Raw genomic sequence first — 23490 nt, forward strand, 5'->3', positions numbered from 1 at the left:
AAATCTGACTCTGACGCGGGATGGAGCAGCCCGGTAGCTCGTCAGGCTCATAACCTGAAGGTCGCAGGTTCAAATCCTGCTCCCGCAACCAATACTTCCAGTCAGATATCAAACACTTAGCGCCCAAAGGGGCGCTTTCTGCGTTCGCACCAACTCAACTCGAAGCACTCTGGAAGCATTAGGGACGCAATTCACCCTGTGATGAATGCGCAACAGAGGCTGAACGAGCACCTGGGGCGGCACGAAAACAGGACACGTCCATTCCCCCAAACATGCTTTGGAAACGCTTGATCCATCGCAAAGTCCCCAATCCTGCCAGGCACTAGACTGACCGTCGCATTCAACGACCTGGCAAAAGCTATGAAGAAGAGTTCACCCATCTTTTTGGCTCTGGTAGTCATCGTGGTTGCTGGCGCGGTTATTTACTCCGTCATCTACCAAGACGGTGATCAATTGCCGAGTGGCTTCGTACAGGGTAATGGAAGGATTGAGGCAGAGCAGGTTGAAATTGCGCCAACGATCGCCGGGCGTGTTGCCAAAGTTCTGGCACCTGAAGGCGGCATGGTCGCCGCCGGTGATGTACTTGCCAGGATGGACATAGATGAACTGTCTGCAGCGCTGGACCGGGCAAAAGCCGAGGTAGCCTTGGCGCGCCAGACAAAAGCAGAAGCTGAAGCCTTGGTTCTGCAACGCCAAAGTGAGCAACGTCGGGCGGCGCAGGAACTTGAACGTGCTACAGCGCTTCTGACCGGGAACAATATCTCTAAGACAGTTTTTGAGGAACGTGAAACCATCCACCAAGTTGCGTCTGCTGTGTTGGGTGCCGCCAATGCCCGAGTTGCAACCGCAGAAAGCCGGATTGCCGCTGCAGAAGCCGAGGTGCGCAGGATTGAGGCGCAAATCGAAGACAGTTCCTTGTTGGCACCAATGCCGGGTCGCGTTCTTTATCGATTGGCAGAGCCGGGCGAGGTCGTCGGAGCGGGTGAACCGATCCTGACCCTTCTCAGTCTCGAGAACGTGTATATGGAAGTTTTCCTTCCTGCTCGGGAAGCCGGGCTGTTGCCGATTGGAGCCGAAGCTCGCATCGTGCTTGATGCTTTACCCGAATACGCCACACCTGCATATGTCAGCTTTGTTTCTCCCGAAGCGCAATTCACGCCCAAACAAGTCGAGACTCTGGATGAACGCGAGCAACTGGTCTTTCGTGTCCGCGTTCGTATCCCCCAAGACCTGGTTGAAAGCCGGATTGAACACGTAAAAACGGGCCTGCGCGGCATTGCCGTGATTCGGATCGATCCCACCAGCGCATGGCCCGAGGCGCTTGAACAGCCCATCCCGCAAGAGCTGTTCGAATGAATGCCACAGTCGCCTCGTCAGAGTTTCGAATTGCCGGTGTTACACACAGGTATCGAAAACACATCGCGTTGAACTCTGTAACCTTGGACCTTCCAACCGGACAGCTTGTCGGCTTCATTGGCCCAGACGGGGTGGGCAAGTCCACATTGCTTGGGTTGATCACCGGTGCAAAGAAGCTTCAATCCGGATCAATCGACGTTCTGGGCGGAGCGATTGATGAGCCCACTCATCGTAGACGCATATGCCCTGCGATCGCATTCATGCCGCAAGGTTTGGGTCGGAATCTCTATTCGGAACTGTCGGTACGCGAAAATTTGGAGTTCTTCTCGGGCCTTTTCGGACAGGGGCACGACGAGCGTGACGCCCGGATCACCGCATTGCTGACAGCGACCGCGCTTGCACCATTTGAGGATCGCCTGATGGGCAGGCTTTCTGGTGGAATGAAACAGAAGCTTGGCCTGTGCTGTGCGTTGATTCATGACCCCAAACTCCTGGTTCTGGATGAGCCAACAACCGGGGTTGATCCGTTGTCGCGTCGACAATTCTGGGCATTGATCGACGCTATCCGAACGGAAAACCCCAAGCTCTCTGTCCTTGTGTCTACAGCCTATATGGAGGAGGCCGAAGGCTTTGACTGGATCGTCGCGATGGACGCAGGTCGCGTCATCTTTCAGGGTAAACCCGCCGAATTGAAGCGTGCCGATAAGGACTTCGAAACTGCGTACCGACGCTTGCGGGCAGACGAGGCATCTGGTTCAGCGCCGGGTCAATCAATCGTTCGACAGATCAAAACGGATCCCGTGATTACTGCACGCGGGCTGACACGGCGCTTTGGCGATTTCATCGCCGTGAACAACGTTGATTTCTCGATCAATCGCGGAGAGATTTTCGGGTTTCTGGGATCAAACGGATGCGGAAAATCCACGACGATGAAAATGTTGACCGGTTTGCTGCCTGCAAGCTCAGGCGAGGCATTGTTATTCGGCAAACCCGTTGACGCCAGGGATCGAAAGGTGCGCCGCGAGATTGGGTACATGAGCCAGGCGTTTTCATTGTACGGTGAATTGTCAGTGTATCAGAACCTTCAGTTGCACGCCCGGATTTTCGCAATCCCTGACCGCGACGCGCGCATTTCGGAACTGACGGAACGATTCGGACTCGGCACGCATCGTGATACCCTTGCGGCCGCCCTGCCCCTTGGGATCAAACAGCGCCTGTCGCTGGCGGTTGCGATCATCCATCGCCCGCGTGTGCTAATACTGGATGAGCCGACATCCGGAGTGGACCCAGAGGCGCGAGATACGTTTTGGGCCTTGCTCGTCGAGTTGTCCCGACAAGACGCGGTAACGATCTTTGTCTCCACCCATTTCATGGCAGAAGCAGAACGATGTGACCGTGTTTCGTTCATGCACGCAGGCCAGGTCTTGGCAGAAGGCACACCAGCCGAACTGATCGCCGCTGAAAGCGCCGACAGCCTTGAGGCTGCGTTCATCTCAATTCTGGAGGCGGCAGAAAGACCGGCGCCGGTTGAAGCACCGAGAGTTGATTTGGCCACCAATTCCAAACACGTCGGTGGCAGTGTCGGGCGCGCACTGGCCTATACGCGACGCGAGGCCGTCGAGGTGGCGCGCGATCCTGTGCGCCTTGCCTTCGCGTTTCTTGGGTCAGCCATTTTGATGTTGGTTTTCTGCTTTGGCATCACGCTTGACATTGATGAACTGGACTTTGCCGTTCTAGACCTTTCTCAGGGTCCTGAGAGCCGTGCCTATGCAACTGAGTTCGCGGGGTCGTCCTATTTCAAACCCACGCCGCCATTGGAAAGCGCTATGGAAGGCCACAACCGGCTCCAGGCAGGAGACGTTTCACTGGTCTTAGAGTTGCCACCGAACTTCGGTCGTAAGCTGCGCACAGGCGAGCCGACACAGGTCCTCGCGACAGTCGATGGTGCCATTCCGTTTAAAGGCGAGACCGTTGAAGGATATGTCGCGGGACTGCATCAGTCCTTTCTGGACGAACACGCCCGAAAGACGGGGCAACGGGACTTCGAGATTGCCCGGATAGAACCGCGATTTCGCTACAATCAGAGTTTTGAAAGCATTGCAGCAATGGCCCCGGCCATGCCGGCGATTTTGCTTATCATGTTGCCGGCCGTCTTGACGGCGGTCAGTGTCGCGCGTGAGCGTGAGCTGGGATCTGTGGTGAATTTCTACGTAACACCGACAACCCGGCTCGAATTCCTGATTGGTAAGCAAATTCCCTATATTGCAATTGCTTTTGCAAACTTTCTTTTGCTGGCAGCGATGACCATTTTCGTCTTCGGTGTGCCGCTCAAAGGCGATCCCATTCCGCTAGCGGTTGGTGCGTTTTTGTATATCTGGGCAACGACGTCCTATGGATTGCTGATTGCCACAATGACATCCAGCCAAGTGGCAGCGACATTTGCGACAGCCATCGCCTCGGTTGTGCCGACCATCCAGTTCTCGGGCCTGTTGCAGCCCGTTTCCACTTTGGAAGGGGGGGCTCAGTTCATCGGCTCGCTCTGGCCATCTTCCTATTTTCTGCACCTGAACGTCGGCGCGTTCACCAAGGGCTTAGGGTGGGAATCACTTGCCCCGGACATTCTTGCGCTTGCCTGTTTCGGTCCAGTGCTGACACTCGCCGCCGCCCTTTGCCTGCGCGCGCAGGAGAAGTGAATGCAGCGCCTTTTTTGCATATTCTGGCTGGGGTTGAAGGAAATGATGAGCCTGCGCCGCGATTGGGTGATGATGGCCTTGCTGGTCTGGTCATTCACGCTGGCTCCGATCATGGAAGCAACAGGCGTTGCAAGCTCGGTGAATAACGCCTCAATCGCATTTGCAGATGAGGATAACTCTCTATTATCGCGCACCCTTGCCACTGCGTTTTTCCCACCGGAGTTTCAACCGGTCGTGCAAATTGAACCGGGGACCGGTCCAGCGCACATGGATGCCGGGCGGTTTATCTTCATCGTTGCCATTCCTCCAGGTTTTGAAAAAGACCTGCGTGCCAGAAGCACACCAGAGATACAGGTTCTGATAGACGCCACGGCTATGGAGCAGGCAGGTATTGGCGCCAATTACATCACCAATATATTGAGCGCTGAAATCCATCGCTTTGCAGTTGGTGTCGACCTCGTAGATCCTCCCGCAATCAATGTCATTCTGAGAAGTGCCTTCAACCCAAACAGAGATACGGTGCGTTTTGCGGGCATCGTTGCGCTGATCGGTCAGATCATGTGGCTCACGACCATCCTGACCGGCGCTGCCATGATCCGGGAGAGAGAGCATGGAACAATTGAGCATCTGCTCGCCATGCCGCTAACTCCGCTCGACATTGCGATGGCCAAAATCTGGGCCAATGCGGCCGTTGTTCTGATCGCCGCGGGGTTATCGCTGACTTTTGTCATGCAGGGTTCGTTGGACATTCGTATCGCCGGATCAAAGACACTGTTCCTATTTGGAACCGCACTTTTTCTGTTTACAGCTACGGCGCTTGGGGTATTTCTGGCGACGATCGCGCGCTCAATGGCGCAATTTGCGCTTCTGGTCATGCTGATTGTCCTGCCAATGCTGATGCTGTCCGGAGGAGAAACACCCGTCGAGGGGCAACCAGGCTGGTTGCAAGCCGGAACGCTGTTTCTGCCATCGCGCCACTATATGTCAGCCAGCCAAGCAATTGTTTTCAAAGGTGCTGGAATCGAAACGGTCTGGCCGGAATTCGTTTGGATGGCTGTGTTGGGTCTGGCCCTGTTGATGACAAGTCTGGTTATGTTCAGACGGTCAGTCGCCCAGATGAGTTGATATCAACCGACCGTGTATGTTGTGGACGGGCGTATTGTGAAACGACGGCGCGAATTACCCAGTGAATTTGATCTCGGTTAATGTGAGTGCACCTCTGGGTGTGGTAAAATTAATCACCGTCTTCTTTTCCAGGGAGAGTTCACATGCCCACAAAATCAGCCGAAATCGAGACACAGGAAGCCCTTACCGACGTGTTGAAATCCATGCAGGGCATGATGTCCATGAACTCCGCGGTGACGCCGCAGATCGAGCAGTTTTGGAAAGCGCAGGACCACCTGCTGAGCGAGGCGGAGGAATACTCCCGCCTCTGGTTCAAGCGCCGCCATGAGGCTGCACGCACCGCGCTGCAAACTGCCCGGGAAGCTACGTTTGGCGACAACCCAGATCCAAGCAAAACGATGCAAGCCGTCGCCGAATGGCAACGCCATTCCATGGAACGAATGGTGGAAGACGCACGTGAATGGTTCGAAATGGTGTCGCGCTGCGCAAAATACGTAAGCGAAACAGAAGCAGACATCATCGGCGAAAACATGGAAGCTGCCTCCAAGGTCGCAGGCAAAGCCAAAAGCTGAGACCGACTAAACCCGTTTGACGCAGCCTTTCTTCGACGGGCGCGGTGCACTGTGACCCTCCATGTGTCGCTGGCTAAACCGAGTGGCCACGATTGCGGAAGCGCTCTGACAGTTTTTCGTGTGTGTCCAAACATGATTGAACATGCAAAGTTGGGACCAAGCGTTCGAGTTTGACGAGAATAAGTGCCCGGTGTTTTGGGCAATCTTTCGCCCCCCTTTCAGTTCCCACCTATCCCGCGCTGGGGTCTGGGACAATTTGGGTCAACGGGACAAACAAGCGATAATCTGGTCCGTTTCTGGTCTCCTGCGGGTTCGTTGTGGCATTTGGATAACCAGAGATCGGTCGGTGCGGAACAATTTGGTGTGCGCAGCTGTCAGCTCGCCTGTGGCCAAGGCGTCTTCGATCAGGCACAGGTGCCCCATCAGTATTCCTGCGCCCGCCTTCGCCTCCTCTACGGCCAGACTGTAGAGGGAGAATTGAGCACCGCCCTTGGCACTATGCAGGTCATAGCCAGAGTGTTGGGTCCATTTGGTCCAATCTTCGTTCCACACCAGATCGTGCAGCAACGGTACGCCCAGAAAACCGTTTGCGCGGCAAACTTGGTCCTTAAGCGCCGGGGCGCAAACCGGCACGATCTCGTCCGGGCAAACGACCACCTGATTGGCCGTGCCGTCCGGTGGAGCGAAGAAGATTGACAGGTCGAACAGTTCGCGCCCAAGGCTCGGCGGCGCTTCCAGCGCAGTGACTGAAAAACTGATGTCAGGAAATTGAGATCGGATCTGGCGCAGCCTTTTGGGAAGCCAGAGCTGAGCAATGGCCGGTAAAGCAGCGATATGAAAATCTGCATTGGGTTTAAGGTTGCGCAGCGCACGGGCCGCGTCGGCCAATTGGTCAAAAGCCCTGGTGAATTCAGCGACAAGCGACTGCCCCTCGGGTGTGAGTTCTACGCCTTGCGCGTTGCGCCGGAAAAGTGCTGCACCGGCCCAGCCTTCCAGCGTTTTGACGTGTTGCGAGATTGCACCCGGTGTGACGTTCAACTCTTCAGCCGCGGCGACAAAGCTGGTGTTGCGCGCCGCCGCCTCAAAAGCGCGCATTGCGTTCAGTGGGGGCCCTTTGGGACGCTTTGGGGAAACGCTCATCACCTTAGCCTTAGTTTTTCTACGCCAAGAAATAACAAATCTGCTTTGCGAAGTCACGCAGCAGCAGTCACAGTGGACGAAACAGGAGGATGTCAGATGACACTTGCACATAGAGACTGGGTGCCCGCCGCTAGCGAAACGCTGGTTCAGAATATCGCGACAAAGACAGCATCAGCATCGTCCGGCGATCTATTGGACCAGATCGCGCATCTGGCAGAGGAAAACCGCCGCATTCACGAGAAAGAGTGTTTCAACCTCAATCCCGCGACCAATGTCATGAACCCCAAGGCCGAGGCGCTTTTGTCGTCGGGCATCGGGTCGCGGCCTTCGCTGGGCTATCCCGGTGACAAATATGAAATGGGGCTGGAAGCAATCGAAGAAATCGAAGTCATCGCGGCCGAGCTTTGTGCAGAGGTCTTTGATGCCCGATTTGCAGAGGTTCGTGTGCCGTCGGGCGCAATTGCAAATCTTTATGGCTTCATGGCGACCTGTAAGCCGGGTGATACAATCATTGCGCCACCCGCAATGATCGGCGGCCATGTGACCCATCATACTGCGGGCTGTGCAGGGCTGTTCGGGCTGCGCACGATCGAGGCACCGGTTAACACAAATGGCTACACAGTCGATCTGGACCAACTGCGCGACCTGGCGCGGGCTGAGCGCCCCAAGCTGATCACGATCGGCGGAAGTCTGAACCTTTTTGAACACCCTGTTGCCGAGGTGCGGGCCATTGCGGACGAAGTTGACGCGAAAGTCATGTTCGACGCCGCGCATCAGTGCGGGATAATCGCGGGGCGTGCCTGGTCGAACCCGTTGAACGAGGGCGCGCATTTCATGACCATGAGCACCTATAAAAGCCTTGGTGGACCAGCAGGTGGATTGATCGTGTCGAATGATGTCGACATTGCCAAATCATTGGATGCTATTGCTTTTCCCGGGATGACAGCCAATTTCGATGCCGCCAAAACGGCCGCTCTTGCGGTTACCATGCTGGATTGGAAAGACTTTGGTCAGGCGTACGCGAACGAGATGATCGCATTGTCAAAAGCACTGGCCGCAGCGTTGGATGCGCAGGGTGTTCGCGTCTTTGAGGGTGCGGAAGGCTTCACCAATTCGCATCAGTTCGCGGTTCTGGCAGAGCCCTATGGCGGAGGGCAGGCGGCATCGAAGAAGCTTCGCGAAAGCGGGTTTCTTGCGTGCGGCATCGGAATGCCTGTCAAGCCGGTTGAAGGGGACTTGAACGGGTTGCGGATTGGCACTCCTGAATTGGTTCGCTGGGGCATGACCTCTCGAGATGCTGATCGCCTCGCCGATTTGATCAGGCGAGGACTGGACGACGCGCCTGTCGCTTCGGAAGTCTCTGCCTGGCGTAGTGAATTCGACACGCTGCATTTCGTGAACTAGGCGCAAGCGGCCACCACATCCGCCCGGTCTGGTGGCTGCTCTTAACTGTTTTCCTGAATTATCGCGTCAATTCTGGCCAATGTAGCAGTGTTGACGGCGACACCTTTTTGACCTGCGGCAAGGCGACATGCACGGCGCCCATCTCCGGGCAGGTGCGCGCCGTCCTGATCTCTGATCGACGCGACCAGATCCGATATTGCGGTTGAAAACAGTCCATTTGACGAAACCGCAGGGTCAATAGCGATGAAGAACTGCCCGGTTTTCGGTGGACCCCCGACCGTTCCCGAGAACGGAGAGGCATGCAGCCCAAGAGTAGATCCTGTCAAAGCCGCCGCCATGATTTCAGTCAGCAAAGCGATACCCACACCTTTGTACCCGCCGGATGGGGCCATGCTTCCTTTCAGACCGACATTCGGGTCTGTTGTCGGGTTTCCGTCCGGGTCCAGTGCCCAGCCGACCGGGATGGCCTTGCCTTCTCTGGCGTGTTTCATCACTTCGCTTTTGGCGATGGTGCTGGCGCTCTGATCAATCAGCAAGGCGGGTTGCCCGTCTGGGCCCGGCACCGCAACAGAGAACGGGTTGGTGCCGACAACGGGCTTCGATCCACCCGAAGGTGCAATGGATGCTGGTGCATTGGTGAATCCAAGACCAACCAGACCCGCCTGCGCCAGTCGATACGTGTGATAACCCAACACACCGCAATTGTAGCTGTTGGTGATCGCAAGGGCCGCGATGCCCTGTTCACGAGCCGCCGGGATCAATGCTTCGAAGCCCATTTCAATGGCTGCATGTGCGAACCCGGTCGCAGCGTCTACGCGGATAAGGCCGGGGCGCGGGGTTTCCAGCGCCGGTACTGCCTGACCGTCGACTTTACCGCATTGTACATGTTCACAGTAAATCGGAATGTAAGCCAGACCATGGCTGGCCACCCCATCCGCTTCGGTTGCCGCAGTGGCCACGGCCAGAGGGCGCGCGCTTTCTTCACTTGTGCCAGCGGCAACCAACGCGGTGAAGGACAGCTTTTCGATTTCGGCAAGCGACAGGGTTTGGGTCTCGGTCATCTGATGATCCTTCAGTCATTGTCCGACAGGCCGGAACCAGCGCCAAGCAGTCGGGATTCTTCAGTTGCAGGGGCATATGTACGGTGCGCCATGGAGTTGAGGATCTGCCACGCCTCTGCATTTGGGGCGGCACGGCTTAGCAGGGGGCGACCGTATTGAATGTGGTCGCCCTCGGTTATCTCAACATGATCAGCGCGGTCCAAATTGCTGTCTGCACAGCTTAGATGAACACCATCAGTTGTCGCAGAATACCCGTCGAAGGTGACTTTTACTGTCTTTCCCAGCTTTTTGGCCCCCGCAGCGACAAAGGGCAGCAACAGCAGCGGTGCTGCGAGATTTGAAATCGCAATGGTGCCTTGGGACAGGACGGCCGGGGAATCCGATATCACAGCTCCGGTCATCAGGGGGCACAGGTCTTGTTCGCCAACCCATACTCCGTTCGGAAGCACAGGAATGTGGCGTTCCAGACAGGGCGCATATTCACGTTTGAGCAGTTGGGCCAGAATAGCGGGCCCGTCGAACCCTTGGGCGCTTAGCCAACGGGTGGCCTTTGCAGCCTCTTCCGCCACGCCCCAGGCATATCCGGCCCCGCGGGTTGCACGTTTGGCGGTTGCTTCGACTTCGTTCAATGAAAAAGTCATTGTGCAACCTCCGGATAAACCCACAAATCTGAGTTTGCGGTATTTAGCTCATCAGGGTAGGGGGCGCCGGCATACATGCAGATGCGGACCCAGCGATCTGAACGAGGGTCGAAATGCGTCGCGCCAAAGAAGGACAGCTTTGCGCGCAACATATCGATGGGCATCACTTTCGCGCCGATTGTGTTGTCATGAATCTCACCATATGGCGCGATACGGCTGATTTGGGCGCGGCGCACGGTGTGGCGGTGCTCGGGGTGGCGCAAAAGAAATTCTGCTATCGGCGCATCATCCGGCCAGTCTTGCAGAGCCCTGAAAGCCATCGCCGCATCACGCGCGGGCGCGAGCGGTTGTTCATAGTCTGCAATTGGTTCTTCAAACCGTTCACCCAGTCGGGGTTCAAGTTTCTCTTCGGAAACGTACCAGGCGCGCGCGCAGTTTTTCGGATCACTCCAATCAAGATCCAGCGCCCAGTCAAAACTGTTCCGGATCAAGGTACGCACCCCTGACACCGGCATTGTTCCATCAATAACCTGTGCAGCCGTGTTTGTGTCCGCCATGCAGCTGGACAGCCCATCCACGACATCTCCGTAAGGCTCAAGGATCAGCGAGGCCAGCAACTCCTGGCCTTCTTCGCTGAGCGCGGTTTCCGACCATCGGATCATGCGATCCCACGGATGGTCTCGTGTCAGGTCGTCTGTAGCCAGAAATACGTCGATCGAATTCAGGTCGTCCTTCAGTGCCGCCAGTTTTTCCACCTGTATCGGATGTTCGGATTGCCACCACGCGATTGACTGTTTGCTGCGCGCGAATACGTCGCGAAAGACGCACGCGTCTTTTTCGGTCGCTGTCTTAATTGACCGCACGCGCGAGATGGCCTCTTCCCGCGCCATGATCCAGTTGTTGAACAGAACGGGATGGTTCACGATGAACGGCGCCATTCCCAGTCCTGTGGAATTTCCGATGCCCAGCCAGCGTGCGATTTCAGGATCAAGCTCGGCGGTTTGATCCCCACCTTTGACCTGCGCCATATATTGCACCAGATCGCGTACAAAAATCCGGGTCAGGTACACCGACAGCATTTCGATCTGGAAGGGACCGCTGACCTCATCCCGGTCCGCCGTTTTCTCACGATCCGCAGCGCCGAATTTGCCCGACCCGTAAACAGCCGTGGTCCTCATCAGATAGCCGACCTGATAAATCTGTTCCAGGTCCGGTTGTTGGCCCGCAGCCAGACGATCCACCACATGAGCCCAGAGTCGCACGGAACGGTTGGCGCGTGACAGTGACAATTCGGTTTCACTAACACGCCCTGCCTCTTGCAGCGGCACGTTCCGCGACAGCCGATCAATGTCTTCTAGCGTCGGGATACCGTCGAACAGCGCAAAGGTGGCGTCCCAGGCTTCGGCAATAACCCGGTCTGACCGTTGATCGGCAGGCAGGTCATGGGCAAATGCTACCAGCGAATAGGCGCGATCGGGGCCTTGCGCGGTATAGACCGCATGGCCGACACCTTTGTCGTCAATTTCGAATGCAGGTCGCGAGAAGCTCCAGTTTTCATCGGCCATGCGGCGTGTCAGTTGCCGCATAAAGCTGAGCCGGCATTGATGCAATGATCCCAGCCGTGACAGCCGCATGACCGTAGCGGTGTCACGTCTGGCGATCTCTGTCTGCGCGTGTGGTTCCATTTGGCTACCTTTGTGGGACGAAGTTCTCGGCAAAGAACCGATACCAGTTCCTGCCCATGATCCCGGCCACTTCGTCATCGTTCAGGCCGGTCGCGCGTAACCCTTGTTCGATGTTTCCAAAGTCTCGGTTGTCCTGAAACCAGCCCGGCATTGGTGGAAACCCTGGAGCCGAGGCCGAGCCTTCGCCATAGTCGATTTCTTTTGTCCACCGCCCCACACGCATCCATTCAACGATACTGTCAGGCTGATCCTGGCACAGGTCAGTGCCGATCCCCAGATGTTCGGCCCCGTATTTGTCCGCAGTGCGGGCGATCATCTCGCAAAAGCTTTCCAGCGTGCAGTCAGACTTGTCCTTCAGGTGGTGAGGGTAGACCGAAAAACCCAGCATCCCACCGTTTTCAGTCACGGCGCGGATGACATCATCTCGCTTGTTGCGCAGGGCCGGGGACCAATCGTGCGGATTGGCATGCGTGATTGCGATGGGCCGGTCTGAGAGTTCAGCCGCCTCGATTGTGGACCGGTCAGCCGAATGGCTCATGTCCACCACAAGGCCCACGCGGTTCATCTCTTTGATCACCTGCTTGCCCATTCGGGTGATGCCGGTGTCTTCGGCCTCATAACAACCGGTCGCCAGCAGGGATTGGTTGTTATAGGTCAGTTGCATGAACCGCGCGCCCAAATCGTGCAGGATTTCAACCAGCCCGATGTCGTCTTCGATGGGCGATGGGTTCTGAAACCCGAAAAACACGGCGGTCCGGCCTGTTTCACGGGCCGTGTCGATATCGCCGGCCCACCGCCCTTTCATGATCAGATCCGGATATTGCTCGAACCAACGGTTCCATTTCTCGAAATTCAGAACCGTTTCTCGGAAATTCTCATGATAGGAGATGGTGACGTGGATCGCGTCCACGCGCCCTTCGCGCAATTGGCGAAATATCTTCTCCGACCAATTGGCATATTGCAGGCCGTCGATCCGCATCAGACGGGGCCTGCGCTGATATAGGCGGTTTTGACAGTCGTATAGAATTCAGCCGCTGCCTTACCCTGTTCGCGTGGACCATATGAGCTGTCGCCCCGGCCACCGAAAGGCACGTGGTAATCGGTGCCAGCGGTGGGCAGGTTAACCGTCACCACGCCGGTGCGTGCGTTGCGGCGGAAATGGGTGGCGCGGGCCAGCGACTTGGTCACGATGCCCGAGGTCAGGCCGAAATTGGTGTCGTTGACCACGCTCAGCGCTTCATCATAGCTGCCGACCTTGATGACGGATGTCAGGGGCGCAAACATTTCTTCGCGGTTGATGCGCATGTCGTTGGTGGTGTTCAGGAACACGCCCGGCGACATGTAGAACCCGTCATGAGGCATCTCCAGGCGCTGACCGCCACAGGCCAGCTCAGCCCCTTCGGATTTGCCCAGGTCGACATAGGCGAGGTTTTCTTTCAACTGCTGCTGGCTGACGACGGGGCCCATCTGCACGCCTGCTTCCAGTGCGTGACCCACCTTCATTGCCTGCGCACCGGCAACCAGTTTCTCGACAAAGGCATCGTGGATGCCCGCGTGAACCACCAGACGCGACGAGGCGGTGCATTTTTGACCGGTACCGCCAAAGGCCCCGCCCAGCGCCAGAGTTACGGCCAGATCCAGATCGGCGTCGTCCATCACGGCCAGCGCGTTTTTGGACCCCATTTCCATTTGCACCTTGGTCAGGTTCTGGATCGCCGCGGCGGCGATGCCTTTGCCCACGGGCACAGACCCGGTGAAGGAAATCGCATTGACCTTGGGGCTTTCCACCAGACGTTGCCCGACCGAACGTCCCGAGCCCATCACAAGGCTGAACAGACCTTTCGGAATATCCTGCCGTTCGATGATTTCAGTCAGGGCCACAGCCGAGGCGGGGGTGATGTTGGCGGGTTTCCACACCACCGCGTTGCCATAACACAGCGCCGGGGCAATCTTCCACGAGGCGGTTGCAGTGGGGAAGTTCCACGGACTGATGATCGCAACTACGCCAACAGCTTCGCGGCGCACATCCACTTCGATATCGGGGCGCACGGAATCGGCGTTCTCACCGATCTGGCGCAGACACTCGGCGGCGTAATATGTGAAGAACTGACCGGCGCGGTAAACCTCGCCCTTGCCTTCGGCCAGCGGCTTGCCTTCTTCGCGGCTGAGCAATGTACCCAGTTCTTCGGCGCGGGCCATCAACTCGTTGCCGATGGCGTTCAGGACGGCCTGTTTCCGCTCCAGCCCGTAGGCAGCCCATTCGGCCTGCGCGACGCGCGCCTGATCCAGCGTCGCCTCAAGCTGATCGGCGCTGGCCTGTGTGAACATGCCAACCAGATCGCTTAGATCCGAAGGATTGCGGTTTTCAATTTCGCTTTCGCCCGCCAGCCATTCGCCGGCAATCAGGTTCAGTTTGGTCACGTCAGGCCCCAAATTCGCAAATTTCGATTTGGGTCAGGATGGAACTTTCGGCTAACATCAGTCAAACTCAAATAACTTTAGGAAACTTCAGAAAGTTTGAAGTATGGCGATGAAAGTCGAGATGCTGCGGTGTTTTTGTACCGTGGCCCAAACCGGAAACCTTGCCGAGGCTGCCAGCCGTCTGGGTCGGACACAATCCGCCGTCTCAATGATGCTGAAGCAGTTTGAAGATCATCTGGGCAAGAAACTGTTTGAAGGTGAACGGAAAAATCACCTGTCGCCGCTGGGTCAGCAGGTTCTGGACCTTGCTCTCAAACAGGTGCGCGATTTTGATCAAACTGTTCAGAACATAGAAATGGCGGCGCAGGCGGAACATGGGTTGATCCGTATCGTATCCGTGCCGTCGGTGGGGGCCTTGGTCTTTCCCGCCTTGCTGGGACATATGACATCACGCTTTCCGGGGTTGAAGATCGAGTTGCGAGACGGGGATTCGCAACAGGTTCTGGACGCCGTCGCCGGGGACAAGGCGGATATCGGCATTGCATCTGGCCATCATCCCCTGAATGGGGTCAGTGCCGAGCCGCTTTTTCAGGATCGTTTTGGACTGGTTGCAGCATCCGATCATCCGCTTATGACACGGGCCAAACCGCCCGAAATCTGTGACCTGATGGCGGCACCCTTCGTGCGAAACGCCTTGTGCGACATTATTGAATCCTCCTCGTTCAAAAAGATTCTGGACCGGGCCGAGGTCACCATTCACAACACGCACTCGCTGATCACAACGGTCAGGGCAGGCGAGTGGATCACGGTCCTGCCGCAGACCGTCGCGCAATTCATCCCGGATGCGGTCGCCTTTCGCCCGATTTCAGATTTGCCAGACAAGCGAGAGGTATATCTTTACCGTCGGGAAAGAGCCCGCTTCCGCGAGATCACCCAGACGTGCTGTTCGTATATCCTGACGAGCGGTTTTGGAGATGCTGGCTTGGTGCAAGAACGAGTACCGGATTAACCCTGCTCAAAATCACAAATTAATTTGGTTTTAGCAGACTCGAAGCGGTGCACATGCTAGGTTCCAGGATGAAGCGGGGGACTTCAGAGGGGCAACATGTCTCAGGACCTGAGGGGCTGGCTGAGCGCAATTGGATTAAACGAGTACGCGCAGGCCTTCGCAGACAACAAAATCGATTTCTCCATCCTGCCTGATTTGACGGCCGAGGATTTGATCGAAATCGGGGTGTCGGCCGTCGGTGATCGGCGGCGGCTACTGCGCGCCATTGAACAGATTGATGCCAGCCAAACATCAGCAGAGCCTGAACCTGCCGCGCAGCTCGAGCCCGCGCGCCGACAGGTTACAGTGATGTTTGCCGATCTGACCGCATTCACGAAACTATCCAGCGAATTGGATGCAGAAGATCTGCATGCGCTGCTGAATCAATTCTTCAGCAAAGTGGACAATGTCGTCGAAAAGTATGGTGGTCGTATAGACAAGCATATCGGTGATGCGGTCATGGCCGTTTTCGGAGCGCCGATTTCACATACCAATGATACCGAAAGGGCCGCGCGTGCTGCTGCCGAGATACATGCAGCTCTGCCGACCTTGTCACCGCCGCTTTCCTGCCACATCGGTATTTCCTCGGGTCAAGTCATTGCCAGTACGACCGGAAGCCAGTCGCATACGGAATACACCGTTACAGGAGACGGGGTGAATCTGGCGTCCCGCCTGACGGATATTTCCGCGGGGGGTGAGACTCTGGTTTCACACGACATTCAGCGCGCGTTGGGGCCGCTATTCGTGGGCGAATCCATTGGTGTGAAGGCCATCAAAGGGCTGAATGATCCCGTTGAAATTTGGCGTCTGGATCGATTGGCCCGGAACATTCGCACACGGCGTCACAAATTCATCGGGCGCGAGCGGGAATTGTCGGTGTTTTCGGCCACATTTGACCGATGCAAGCGCCACGGCAAGGGCGAAGTCCATGTGATCCTGGGTGAGCCCGGGATCGGGAAAACTCATTTGTCCGAGCAAGTCGCTGAGCTGGCATCCGGCCAGTCCTACACGATCCACAACGGTGTCGTAATGGATTTCGGCGCGCGCGAAGGGCATTCGGCCATTCAGATGGTCGCCCGCAGCATTCTGGGTCTTGACCCATCAGACGGCGCGGAAACGGGTGCCGCAGCGGCCAGGGACGCAATCGCCAGGGGCTGGGTCAGCCCGCCGAACGCCGCGCACCTCAATGCGCTGCTTGAGCTGGAGCAGGATTCGGGACTGGCCGAGGTGTTTGCGGTGATGGACAACAAGACCCGCCTGCGCGGACGGCGGCAGGTCATTGAAGAGTTGCTGTCGGCCAACAGCCAGGAAGCCCCCCTGCTGATCCAGATCGAGGACATCCACTGGGCTTCGCCCGAGACCCTGATGACCTGCTCTCATATTGCGGCGGCAACGCGAGATATCCCTTGCGTGTTGATGATGACCAGCCGGGCCGAAGGCGACCCGATTGACCGGGATTGGCAAATGGCAACCGATGGCGCGCTGGTATCCAAGATGGAACTGGCGCCGATGGGCGAGGAACAGGCCAGACTGTTGGTCGAAGAATTCACGGCCATCGACCCCGAGTTGCTGGACACCTGCGTCAAACGCGCCGGGGGCAATCCGCTGTTTCTTGAGCAGTTGTTGCGCAATACGGATGTGCTTACACAGCAAAGCGTGCCTGGCAGTATTCAGGGGATCGTTCAGTCCCGACTGGATGCACTGGATCGAACCAGCCGCTCCGCCATTCAGGCAGCATCGGTACTGGGGCAACGGTTCTCTGCAGAAGTGCTGAACTTTATTCTGGGTGAAGGGCATCTGGATACGACCAGCCTGATCCGATCCGCGCTGGTCCGAGAGGCGGGGCCTGACCTCATGTTCGCCCACGCGCTGATCCGGGATGGATCCTATGCGACGTTGGTCAAATCCGAGCGCGCGCGCCTGCACAGGCAGGCCGCCAAGTGGTTCGAGGATCGCGATGCGACCCTGTGCGCACAGCATCTGGACCGGGCCGGGGCGAATAACGCCGCGCAGGCGTATCTGGAGGCGGCAGACAAACTGATCCAGGCCTTCAGATTCGACGATGCCAGCCCATTGATCGAACGCGCCCTGGAACTGCCGTCCCCTGCAGGTGTCCGGTTCGACCTGCTTTGCGCACGGGCTGAAACGCACAGGCTTCAGGGTCTGTCTGGCGACGCACTGCGAGAATTTCAGGAAGCTGCTCGCGTTGCCGAAACCGATGAGCAAATCAGCCGCGCGCATATCGGGCTCGCGCAGGCTGCGCGGCAAGCCAGCCTGTATCAGGACGCGCTGGAGGCACTCGATATGGCTGAAACCGCCGCCGAGCGTTGCGGGTCAGAGCGGGATGTGGCGCAGATCAATTATGTGCGCGGTAATGTCTTTTTCCCTCTGGGTCGGGACAAGGAAGCGCTAAGCGCCAATGAACGCGCCCTGACGCTTGCCCGCAAACTTGGATCTGCCCGCCTCGAGGTTGGGGCGCTAAGCGGATTTGGTGATGCAAACTTCATGAAAGCCACCATGAAGACAGCGACAGGCTTTTATATGCAAGCTGTTGAACGAGCGCGCGAAAAAGGGCTGGTCCGCGATCTGGCCGCCAATCTGCACAATCTCAGCGTCGCGCGCAGTTACACCGGGGACGTAGCACAGGGCAAGGCGGACGCCATTGAGGCCATCGAAGTCTCGCAAACGTATTTTGCCTTTGTTCCGGAATGCGTTGCACAGACCTGCCTTGGCGTGGCCGAGACCTTTTTGGGCAACCTTGATCAGGCGCTGGAAGCGTTCAGTGTTTCAGCTGAAATTGCGGAACGCGTCGGTGCAAAACGCCTTGAGGCGCAGGCCCTTGAACATCTGGCGCGAACGCAGGTTTATGCCGGAAAGTTGGACCACGGTCGGGAAACAGGTCGTCGCGCGGTTGAAATCGCGCTTGAACATGGGCGGAACTTTGTAGGGCCCAAGGCTTTGTCGGCCCTGGCAATGGCCGAGGCCAACCCTGATGAGCAAACGCGCTTGTTGAACCTGGGGTCTGAGATCATTTCCGAGGGATGTGTGGGTCACAGTCACCTTCACTTTTACTCGGACGCCTGCGCCGTCATGCTGGCGCGCGGCGATTGGGACGCAGCACTTGAATATGCGGATGGGCTTGCAGCCTTCACGACTACCGAGCCTTTGCCAATGGTCGATTTATCCATTTGTCAAACACGACTTTTGGCTGAAAGCGGACAGCAGAACACTCCGCCAATACAACACGGGGGGTATGCCGATCTGACAACGCAGTTTGCCGCTATGGGTATCACGCAATCCCTTCTGGGTTCAGTGGGGTTTCTGGCTGATTAGGTGACACGGCAGGAGGCTGAATGAGCGTTGAAAGAAAGGTGTGGCTGATTTCTGGCTTGTTGACCCTTGGGCTTGGGGGTCTCTTGCTCAAACTTTGGATCGAACTGAATCATTTTGAGGGTGATCCCACTCAACTTCCGGATCAGGCATCAGTGGACGCATATCTGGAAAAACTGGATGCCGTGCCAGATTACCGCGTTAAAACGGGGATCTTCTTAAAATCATTCAGCTTTCTTGGTGCCAGCGACGTGCAGGTCACCGGTTACGTCTGGCAGCGCTACATCACAGGTGTTCATGATGAGATCCGTCCGGCCGAGGGTGAGATCGGTTTTCTTCTGCCGGAAGCGGTCGATACAGCAAACGGCCTGATCGAAGAGGCCTATCGGCTGCCGCAACAAGATGGGTTGCTGATCGGGTGGTATTTTGAACAAACCCTTCGGCAGAGTTTTGACTACACCCGCTACCCCTTTGATCACAAAACGGTCTGGGTGCGCTTCTGGCCCGCATCTTTTGACATCAATGTTGCGCTGGTTCCTGACTTTGAGGCTTATTCCGCGACCGGCCCGGATGATATTTTCGGCATCGACAGTCAGATCGTGATGGGTACGTGGGAACGTGAGAACACCTATTTCGACTATAAGTTGTCAAGCCTGGATACGACGTTGGGCATCGCTCAGAACGCCTATCAAACCAACATGCCCGAGCTGCATTATAACTTTGTCATCAAACGCAATTTCGCAAACGCGTTCATCGTGCACATGGTCCCGCTGCTTGTCGTGACAATGCTGCTGTTTGGGGCGCTGATGACCGTCACGCGCCGCGAGGGGCTGGCAGATCGGCATGACTTCAGCACGTCCAGTGTAATCGGAACCTGCTCGGTTCTGTTTTTCGTGATCCTGTTGGCCCATGTGCAGCTGCGTGAAGGGTTCGCAGGTTCTCCTGTGATCTATATGGAGTCGTTCTTTTTCCTGATGTACTTCATGCTGCTGGCAGTTTCGGTCAATACATACCTGTTTGCGTCCGACGTTGAGACGTCGTTGCGGATCATCCACTATCGGGACAACCTTATTCCCAAGGCCGGGTTCTGGCCGTTCGTCCTGCTTTGTATGGTGGTGATCACGGCCTATAATCTCAGTTCCAAGGAAAGCCCGAAACCGCCACCAGTCAGCACAGCGGAAAACTAGATAGCCGGCTCGAATCCGGGCTTGGGTTCACCCTGCGCCATATCCAGCGTGTAGTCGCTGATGACATCTGATTTGCCGTCACGCCAGTTTTGCATGTATTTTTCAGGATCGGCGATCACATAGGCGTAGGCGGGTTTCATCACGCCATCCAAGATCACGTTGATCTTTTTGCGGATATAGACGTTCTTGGACGAGCCCGGACCATGATAACCTTCCAGCTTATCCAGCTCGTGCAGGCCCGATTCCGTCACCCGGTAAACCTCTCCGCTTACTTGTTTGCCCATGCCCTGCTGATCGACAAGGGTCGCCATTCGGTGCAGGAAGCCACAGTTCGGATTGTCGCAGAACGGTTCATTTGGAACGATCAGGGGCATTGGTTGCCGCGTGCGGGCAGGCCCGACGAAGTCATTCAAGACCCGGCTGTGTGCCTCATGGTTCGGGAACCCCTGTTTCAGGGAGCCGTATGTGAAATACAGATAGGTGGGTTCCTGAACGGCAATAAAGGTTTCGTCACGGCCCTGTTCCGCGTCTTTTATCTTAAGGTTGTGGTCTCGCGCCCAAGCATCCAGCATGGTCCGTATCTCGGGGGCGATATCCATGCCCTGAACAAATTTAATGCACGAGGTTGCATCCATGCCATTGGCGCGCAACAGGATGTCGACCATCCTTGGGGCTTTGTTCATCACAGCCACATGCAATGCCGTGAAACCGTGATCGTTGACGATATTGACGTCGATATCGCGGTCGATCAAATCCTGTGCCGCTTCATAGTCTGGCTTGCCCAGATCGTGACCGCCTTCGTTCAACTCTCCTTCGCCACCGGCCGCATAATGCAGCAATGAATCGCCGTGGGCCTCGTCCACGATATTGATGCCCACGACACCTTCATCGATGGCGCGGAACACACGTTTCCATTCATTGATATCATCAGCGGCGGCAGCCTCTCGGGCCCATTTGCACACGCGGTATTTTTGGTCGTCCAGTTCTTCGAACGCTTCGCCCAATGCTTCCATGATCTGGTCAGGTGTGGCCATCATGCCAATCCCCATCCGACCGTTTGACAGCCGGCCTTCCCGGGGACCTATGAAATCAATGCCCAGCGTCTTCAGTCTTGCGACATTGTTCTGGGTGGTGATGTTGTTCCACATATTCGTGTTACAGGCCGGGCACAGGATCACGGGCTTCTTCTGGTACTGCCACGCCACAAAGACCGAGGTCAGAAGGTTATCGGCGATCCCGTTTGCCACTTTGCCCATGGTGTTGCAGGTGATAGGAGCGACGATCACGCAATCGGCCCAGTCGCATAGCGCCAGATGAGACGCTCGCACCGGCATGTCGAATTCCATGTAACGGAAGTTCCATTCATCATCGTCGCGGTAGTAGTCGTTATGGGTGATCTTGGCGTCGATCCGTTCAGCGCCGAAGTCCCGAAAGAACTTCTCGGCCGAAGTGGAAGGGATCAGTTTGACATTGTGTCCGGCGTCGACGATGCGCTCAACCAGTTCGGGGATCTTGTCTGCCGCTGATGATCCGCAGGCACAAAGCAGCACGTTGCGTTTGCCGCTGCTTACCTGGTTCATCACACCTTTGGGATAGCCGAACATGTTCTTGTTCAGGCTGGGCGTCTCTTCAAGCTTGGAAACGGGAAGACCCGCTTCGATCATGCGGTCCTGAAGGTGACCCGCCTTGATCATGTCCACAATGTCTTCCAGCTTTTCGCCTTTGCTGATGCATTGGCCTTGGAAAAACAGGTAGGGAACTTTGGGTTTTTCACCTAAAGATATCAGCTGACGTCGCATCTTTATCGCGTTGGGGTCGCGACCGCCCACATCTACCTGCTTTACGCTGGTCGCACCGATGTTCGAAAGAACACTTCTGAGCATGTAGGACCATGGGTCTTCATCTTCATAAAACAGAACCATGGGGTTGTTCCGGATAATGCTGGTGACATCTCCGGGGTCTTCGGGCGGCTCAACCGTTTCGATCACCAGCAACGCCGGGTTTTCCAGATCGCGCAGCCCGCGGAAGATGTTGCCGCGAGGGGCTTGCCAGACCTGTGACGTTGCGGGGCTCATGTCGACGATCGTCACAAGGTCGGTTGCTTCATCATATGCGATACAGAGGCACCAGAATTCTTCGAGCAACGCGGTTTCCCGGTAAACGTTTACTGGTGGGCGGATGGCTTCGATCCCGGTGACCCGATTAAAGTCGATATTGATCATCAGGTGACGGTCCGTAATGGCGTCCAGGCCCTGAAGTTGCATCTTGAACCAGTCTTCGGGGGTATCGATCGATGTGTCCTCGCGCGTTCCGAAACTGCGAAGTGAACTGCTCAGGTGCACGTTTTCGGACCCGTTCAGGTATTTCTGGGCCATGTCGTGCATGTCCGCGGCCGTGGCCACCCGTGAGACAACATCCGTGAAAGAGGCTTCGGTGGCCCGCAGCAGCTCGTCTTCGTCTACCTTGTCGTCGCCGTGAATGGCGAGGCTTTCCACCAATACCCCCAAGGAGTTCATGTTCGGAGTGGCGCGGCGGAACAGGTTGCGCCGTTTCTTGGGGTCTTTCGCCAGATAGAGTGTGCTGTCGACATAGTTGCATCGTTGCCTGAATGTCTTCAGATGCGTCTTGACCGCGGCACGCGCCGAGAAGCGCAAAATACCACGCGACCGCATCGAGGTTCCATCACGGTCCGACATCGCCTTCCAAAGCCGGTCTGCGGTTGTAACCCAAAGCTTGCCGTATTTCTCAGGATGTACGTCCATCATGTGCACCAGCCCAGTGCTTGGGTTGCACTTGGCGATGACGGCAAAATGCCCGCCCGGCATATTCGCTTTGCCATGGGCGACGCCGACCTGAAAATTCGCCACCAGAATATCGTTGTCACCACCCAGCCGGTTGGATTCGTCAATCGCATCCAGCAACAGCTGCACGTTTGTCGTGTCCTCGTCCATGAAATAGGCCTGAACCTGAACCCTGTCCCGCAGGCCCTGCGAATGAATGTAGGTACACGCGACGTCAAACAGCTCACCCAGTGAGATACCGTCATTGACGACGAAAGACGAAGGCAGCGCGCATTCACGGAAAATGTCGTTCACTTCGCAACTGAAGCCCAACGCGGACATGCTGAGGGCGGCAGCCGTCACGCTGCAACAATTGATCGGCTGCTGGAAATTCTGCAATTGAACACTGACCAGATCGCCGAACATCGTGGCGAAGCAGGGTTGCCGGATTTCCTCTGGTATCTGCCGCCAGTTCTCGCTGGACAGAAAAGCCAGCCGCGATCCGTCCAGCGCAAGCGCTTCGAGGCTGACGGGAATGTCCGATATCTGAAGGTGCTCTTCATAGAAATAGTCACCGACATCCGCGCTGGCCAAAGGATTTCCATTCTGCCGCAGCTGAACCACACCGCGCAGAACAACATACATGCCGCTTGCTGGCAGAACCGTGTTGTCGGTCACCTCGATACATTCGAAATGAGGGTTAATAACTGACGGGTCGGCAATCTTGGCCTCGCCCGGCAGAACCTTGTATATCAGGTTCCAGTCTGCGTCATTTGGGATATATGATCTGGACGTTTCAATTTGATCTATAAGCACAACTGTTCCCCCCGGAGTTGCGTTTCAAATGTCTAAGTGCGGCCAGCCGGGGCTTTCGGGTTTTGCGATGTGCAGATACCCGTCATTCTGAATTAAGGGCGGGTCTGTTTTTGCCTGTCACTGGCCAGGGCCGGCCTGCCAAAGAAAAAGTATAAGCAAATTGGCCCAATTGGCTGCACAGTATCCGATTTTTGAATAAAAATCACGATGGCAGTGATGTTGGGTTTAGGC

15 protein-coding genes and 1 tRNA gene are annotated in these 23490 nt (G+C 56.5%); 9 read left to right on the forward strand and 7 right to left on the reverse strand.

What is annotated here, in order from left to right; genetic code table 11:
- Window positions 1-14 precede the first annotated feature (14 nt).
- The 5 genes from ACR0BZ_RS11275 to ACR0BZ_RS11295 all read left to right on the forward strand — a co-directional run bounded on the left by ACR0BZ_RS11275 (window position 15) and on the right by ACR0BZ_RS11295 (window position 5746).
- A tRNA-Met gene (locus ACR0BZ_RS11275) sits at window positions 15-91 on the forward strand.
- Between the two features lie 269 nt (window positions 92-360).
- A complete protein-coding gene (locus ACR0BZ_RS11280) occupies window positions 361-1356 on the forward strand; it encodes an HlyD family secretion protein (protein WP_480920218.1) in 996 nt (331 codons plus the stop codon).
- The gene (gene rbbA, locus ACR0BZ_RS11285) at window positions 1353-4049 is read left to right on the forward strand and encodes a ribosome-associated ATPase/putative transporter RbbA (RefSeq protein ID WP_480920219.1); all 2697 of its coding nucleotides are present in this window, start codon (window positions 1353-1355) and stop codon (window positions 4047-4049) included. The genes ACR0BZ_RS11280 and rbbA overlap by 4 nt, the downstream gene beginning before the upstream one ends.
- Complete coding sequence (locus ACR0BZ_RS11290; protein WP_480920220.1) at window positions 4050-5174, forward strand: ABC transporter permease; 1125 nt, start codon at window positions 4050-4052, stop codon at window positions 5172-5174.
- Between the two features lie 143 nt (window positions 5175-5317).
- Window positions 5318-5746, forward strand: coding sequence for a phasin family protein (locus ACR0BZ_RS11295; RefSeq protein WP_480920221.1), 429 nt, complete (start codon window positions 5318-5320; stop codon window positions 5744-5746).
- Between the two features lie 261 nt (window positions 5747-6007).
- Here the strand turns inward: ACR0BZ_RS11295 and ACR0BZ_RS11300 are convergent, their stop codons facing one another.
- Window positions 6008-6886, reverse strand: coding sequence for a LysR family transcriptional regulator (locus ACR0BZ_RS11300; RefSeq protein WP_480920222.1), 879 nt, complete (start codon window positions 6884-6886; stop codon window positions 6008-6010).
- Window positions 6887-6982: 96 nt separating this feature from the next.
- Between ACR0BZ_RS11300 and ACR0BZ_RS11305 the strand changes: the two genes are divergently transcribed.
- A complete protein-coding gene (locus ACR0BZ_RS11305) occupies window positions 6983-8290 on the forward strand; it encodes an aminotransferase class I/II-fold pyridoxal phosphate-dependent enzyme (protein ID WP_480920223.1) in 1308 nt (435 codons plus the stop codon).
- A 41-nt stretch (window positions 8291-8331) separates the two neighbouring features.
- Here the strand turns inward: ACR0BZ_RS11305 and ACR0BZ_RS11310 are convergent, their stop codons facing one another.
- From ACR0BZ_RS11310 to ACR0BZ_RS11330, 5 genes are read right to left on the reverse strand one after another with little or no spacing between them, the layout of a single operon-like run.
- Entirely contained in the window at window positions 8332-9351 is a 1020-nt protein-coding gene (locus ACR0BZ_RS11310) for an Ldh family oxidoreductase (RefSeq protein ID WP_480920224.1), read from the reverse strand.
- Between the two features lie 11 nt (window positions 9352-9362).
- Window positions 9363-9992 carry a DUF3726 domain-containing protein gene (locus ACR0BZ_RS11315; RefSeq protein ID WP_480920225.1) on the reverse strand — a complete coding sequence of 210 codons (630 nt, stop codon included), beginning with the start codon at window positions 9990-9992 and terminating at the stop codon, window positions 9363-9365.
- Complete coding sequence (locus ACR0BZ_RS11320) at window positions 9989-11677, reverse strand: hypothetical protein (protein WP_480483865.1); 1689 nt, start codon at window positions 11675-11677, stop codon at window positions 9989-9991. The genes ACR0BZ_RS11315 and ACR0BZ_RS11320 overlap by 4 nt, the downstream gene beginning before the upstream one ends.
- A 4-nt stretch (window positions 11678-11681) precedes the next feature.
- On the reverse strand, window positions 11682-12656 hold the full coding sequence (locus ACR0BZ_RS11325) for a membrane dipeptidase (RefSeq protein ID WP_480920226.1): 975 nt from the start codon (window positions 12654-12656) through the stop codon (window positions 11682-11684).
- A complete protein-coding gene (locus tag ACR0BZ_RS11330) occupies window positions 12656-14098 on the reverse strand; it encodes an aldehyde dehydrogenase family protein (protein ID WP_480488181.1) in 1443 nt (480 codons plus the stop codon). The genes ACR0BZ_RS11325 and ACR0BZ_RS11330 overlap by 1 nt, the downstream gene beginning before the upstream one ends.
- Before the next feature lie 103 nt (window positions 14099-14201).
- Between ACR0BZ_RS11330 and ACR0BZ_RS11335 the strand changes: the two genes are divergently transcribed.
- The 3 genes from ACR0BZ_RS11335 to ACR0BZ_RS11345 all read left to right on the forward strand — a co-directional run bounded on the left by ACR0BZ_RS11335 (window position 14202) and on the right by ACR0BZ_RS11345 (window position 19663).
- Entirely contained in the window at window positions 14202-15107 is a 906-nt protein-coding gene (locus tag ACR0BZ_RS11335) for a LysR family transcriptional regulator (protein WP_480832805.1), read from the forward strand.
- A 96-nt stretch (window positions 15108-15203) separates the two neighbouring features.
- Window positions 15204-18479, forward strand: coding sequence for an adenylate/guanylate cyclase domain-containing protein (locus tag ACR0BZ_RS11340; protein WP_480920227.1), 3276 nt, complete (start codon window positions 15204-15206; stop codon window positions 18477-18479).
- Window positions 18480-18499: 20 nt separating this feature from the next.
- Window positions 18500-19663 (forward strand): hypothetical protein, encoded by a 1164-nt coding sequence (locus ACR0BZ_RS11345; RefSeq protein WP_480474678.1) that lies wholly within the window; start codon window positions 18500-18502, stop codon window positions 19661-19663.
- On the opposite strand, the gene ACR0BZ_RS11350 is transcribed toward ACR0BZ_RS11345, so the two are convergent.
- Window positions 19660-23259, reverse strand: coding sequence for a flavoprotein (locus ACR0BZ_RS11350; protein ID WP_480920228.1), 3600 nt, complete (start codon window positions 23257-23259; stop codon window positions 19660-19662). The genes ACR0BZ_RS11345 and ACR0BZ_RS11350 overlap by 4 nt on opposite strands.
- Window positions 23260-23490: the final 231 nt, after the last annotated feature.

The organism is Ruegeria sp. P8 (genome assembly GCF_056534665.1).

What these genes read in the sequence shown, in the direction of transcription:
- ACR0BZ_RS11300 (WP_480920222.1), bottom strand. Translation starts at nt 6,886, where the DNA reads ATGAGCGTTTCCCCAAAGCGTCCCAAAGGGCCCCCACTGAACGCAATG.
- ACR0BZ_RS11305 (WP_480920223.1), top strand. Translation starts at nt 6,983, where the DNA reads ATGACACTTGCACATAGAGACTGGGTGCCCGCCGCTAGCGAAACGCTG.
- ACR0BZ_RS11320 (WP_480483865.1), bottom strand. Translation starts at nt 11,677, where the DNA reads ATGGAACCACACGCGCAGACAGAGATCGCCAGACGTGACACCGCTACG.
- ACR0BZ_RS11345 (WP_480474678.1), top strand. Translation starts at nt 18,500, where the DNA reads ATGAGCGTTGAAAGAAAGGTGTGGCTGATTTCTGGCTTGTTGACCCTT.
- ACR0BZ_RS11310 (WP_480920224.1), bottom strand. Translation starts at nt 9,351, where the DNA reads ATGACCGAGACCCAAACCCTGTCGCTTGCCGAAATCGAAAAGCTGTCC.
- ACR0BZ_RS11325 (WP_480920226.1), bottom strand. Translation starts at nt 12,656, where the DNA reads ATGCGGATCGACGGCCTGCAATATGCCAATTGGTCGGAGAAGATATTT.
- rbbA (WP_480920219.1), top strand. Translation starts at nt 1,353, where the DNA reads ATGAATGCCACAGTCGCCTCGTCAGAGTTTCGAATTGCCGGTGTTACA.
- ACR0BZ_RS11295 (WP_480920221.1), top strand. Translation starts at nt 5,318, where the DNA reads ATGCCCACAAAATCAGCCGAAATCGAGACACAGGAAGCCCTTACCGAC.
- ACR0BZ_RS11280 (WP_480920218.1), top strand. Translation starts at nt 361, where the DNA reads ATGAAGAAGAGTTCACCCATCTTTTTGGCTCTGGTAGTCATCGTGGTT.
- ACR0BZ_RS11290 (WP_480920220.1), top strand. Translation starts at nt 4,050, where the DNA reads ATGCAGCGCCTTTTTTGCATATTCTGGCTGGGGTTGAAGGAAATGATG.
- ACR0BZ_RS11315 (WP_480920225.1), bottom strand. Translation starts at nt 9,992, where the DNA reads ATGACTTTTTCATTGAACGAAGTCGAAGCAACCGCCAAACGTGCAACC.
- ACR0BZ_RS11335 (WP_480832805.1), top strand. Translation starts at nt 14,202, where the DNA reads ATGGCGATGAAAGTCGAGATGCTGCGGTGTTTTTGTACCGTGGCCCAA.
- ACR0BZ_RS11340 (WP_480920227.1), top strand. Translation starts at nt 15,204, where the DNA reads ATGTCTCAGGACCTGAGGGGCTGGCTGAGCGCAATTGGATTAAACGAG.